Annotated in this window: 5 protein-coding genes; all 5 read left to right on the top strand. The window is 59.5% G+C overall.

Going from position 1 to position 2,499, the window contains the following annotated elements; genetic code table 11:
• Positions 1 to 278 precede the first annotated feature (278 nt).
• A complete protein-coding gene (locus AABE10_RS36125; protein ID WP_342937829.1) occupies positions 279 to 563 on the top strand; it encodes a hypothetical protein in 285 nt (94 codons plus the stop codon).
• A 112-nt stretch (positions 564 to 675) separates the two neighbouring features.
• A complete protein-coding gene (locus tag AABE10_RS36120; RefSeq protein WP_342937828.1) occupies positions 676 to 1,062 on the top strand; it encodes a hypothetical protein in 387 nt (128 codons plus the stop codon).
• A gap of 73 nt (positions 1,063 to 1,135) precedes the next feature.
• Positions 1,136 to 1,597 (top strand): hypothetical protein, encoded by a 462-nt coding sequence (locus AABE10_RS36115; protein ID WP_342937827.1) that lies wholly within the window; start codon positions 1,136 to 1,138, stop codon positions 1,595 to 1,597.
• A 90-nt stretch (positions 1,598 to 1,687) separates the two neighbouring features.
• On the top strand, positions 1,688 to 2,080 hold the full coding sequence (locus AABE10_RS36110) for a hypothetical protein (RefSeq protein WP_342937826.1): 393 nt from the start codon (positions 1,688 to 1,690) through the stop codon (positions 2,078 to 2,080).
• A gap of 8 nt (positions 2,081 to 2,088) precedes the next feature.
• Positions 2,089 to 2,499, top strand: a 411-nt coding sequence (locus AABE10_RS36105; protein WP_342937825.1) for a hypothetical protein, incomplete at its 3' end; no start/stop codon positions are given.

Below are 2,499 nucleotides of genomic sequence, written 5' to 3'. Positions count from 1 at the left end.
TTGTCTCGGGCGCACCGGACAGGGGGATGACCCTCGTCGTGACACACAAAATGCGAAAGCGAGGTGGTTTTGCCGATGTTTCCAGGCTTCGTCGCGTTCGAACTACCCTAGACTCACCCCATCACCCGCGCTTCTGCGCATCGAACGAACACTCCAGATTCTGGAGTGCTCATACCTTTGACCGGCAAATGCCGGTCCTCCACGACGGCAACCCCGTCTGTCAACCCTGTTGGGAGCTATCCCAACGGGACCGCTCCCGTTTTTTTAGGAGCCGCACCATGCTGCAGCAAGTCACTCAGTCCGCAGAGCTCGTCAAGTCCCTGGCAATCGCCAACGACCCTGAACGTATCTCGGAAAAGTGGGGCTTTCGTGAGAACCAACGCGTTTTCGCGCAAGCAGTTGCAACCTTGCCCATCCGGCAGTTCCACGGCTCCATTCTGTATCTGTGGAGCGACGGAACGGCCACCGTGAAGTTTGATTTTCAAATCCCCTTTGATGCCGAGCGCGAGCTCGTCAGAAGCGGTCGCGTCGATCTGCATTACCTCACCCGCATTTCGTCGTAACCAGCAACTGTTCAATGCGTCAGGCGCTTTCGCCTGATGCAACTATTTTTTTTCTCTCGTTGGGAGCCAATCCCAACGGGGAACCGGCTCCCGCATTTCAAGGAGCTGTTCCATGTCGAATCGCAACAACACGGCTGCTAACGTTTCGCTCAAGTTTGTCCTGCTCGTTGCTGCTGTTCTCGCCTTAACCGGCTGCATATTGGTCATTTCTGGTTGTGCGTTCGAAGCGCAAAGCCAGCTTGACCTGCTGCGTGCATCTGGACCGGCTGCTGTCGATGCCTATCTGGCGCACGTCGATTCGCATCAACTGCCGTTCGCCGCGTTCATGCTCGAGTCCATAACGGGACACTGCTACGCATATGGCGCTTTCCTGCAGGGCGTTGGTTTCTGGTTCGTCTTCGTTATCGCGCCGCTGTCGGCCGCGCTGCTCATCGCAGTTAACTGGTTGGGTGCGCGTGAGCGAAACGTGAATCTGCGTCTTCGTGCTGCTGCCCACTGAATACCAAATCTCTTTCCCGTCAGGGCAACCTCCCCGACGGGATGGTTGCCCTTCATCTTGTTGAGGCAATCAAATGTTCAAGAGCATCGTCAGTCTCGTTCTCGCATCCATGCTGTCGGCTTGCGCCGGTGTCGATTTCGGTTCGCCGAACACGTACCAGCGTTATGACGTTCAGCGTTCGGGCACGCTCGAAGAAGGTACGGTTGTCCGCACTCGCGCAATCACGATCGAAGCCACCCAGGAAAACTCCGGGCTGACGTCGCTCATCAGCGTAGGTGTCGGTGCTTTCCTCGGTTCGCGCACGATCGGCAATGGCACCGGCCGCTACATCGCTGGTGCCTTGACGGGTGCTGCATCCGGTTTTGTCACGCAGAAGGTCTCGCAGGTCCTGTCGCATCACTCGGGCCTCGAAATCATTGTGCGCACCAACACCGGTCGCAACGTCGTTGTGGCACAACCCGACGACCAGCCGTTCGCGCCGGGCGATCACGTGCTTCTCATCACCACCAACTCGGGTCTGCGCGTCACGCACTGATCCGCTATTCCACAGCCGGCGTTGCCGGCCCATTCCTTCATCGCGAGGCGTCCCGAAAGGGACCCTCGCTTTTTCTTTATTGAGGCAGCAATGTTGAAAGTTCCGAAGGTGTTCTATGCCGACCGCCGCAGTGCGGGTGCGGCTGGTGACGCCGCTATCACCCACCACGCGACCCAGATGCTGCGTCGTGTCGCACGCGATCTTCGTCTTCGCTCCGGCGAGCACGAAATCGTCGCCGAACCGGCTCGCCGCAATCGCGGTTGCCGCGTCACCCTCCGTACCCCCGCCGTCATGCTGGAAGTTGCGGACACCCCGACACGCCAGAAGGTTGCTGTGTCATTCCGCACGCGTCGCGGCCGCACGGACATGTCCGGGGGCGGCGACAACGCTGTGTCGCTCGAACAGTTGTCCTCACGCGAGGGATACGACACGCTGCTCGGCGGCCTGCTGCTCGCGGGCGGTCTCGATTGCGAACGCCGGTAGGAGGTTCAATGGAAATCGTCGAGATCTTCGTCGGATATCCGTCCGGGATGACAATCAGCGATCGCGCGACCTATATGCGAGAAACCGATCAGGTATATCCCTCGCAGCGCTTGCAGACGCTGCTTCGGGAATTCAGCGTCAGCGAAGCGCCGCCGGCTGTGTCGGCCGTTATCGATGGCGCGACCGTGCAGCTGGATAGCAGGGTTGACGGGGGCTTCTCTGTCGGTGATGCAATCGGCGTCGTTGGGAAGGAGGACGGCTTTATCGGGCTTGTACTCCAGCTCTTCCTGAATCCTACAAAGGATCAACGCCAGCAGCTCGGTCGCTTCTGTCATACGCTTGCCGCCGCCGCGCTCCTGGGCGCTGTGGGTGTGTGGCACTCGACCCAGGTTTGGACCCTCGCCGACGTCAAGCTGGAG

This window comes from Paraburkholderia diazotrophica (assembly GCF_038900755.1).
Lineage (GTDB): Bacteria > Pseudomonadota > Gammaproteobacteria > Burkholderiales > Burkholderiaceae > Paraburkholderia > Paraburkholderia diazotrophica_A.
This window is presented reverse-complemented; position numbering and strand designations above follow the sequence as displayed.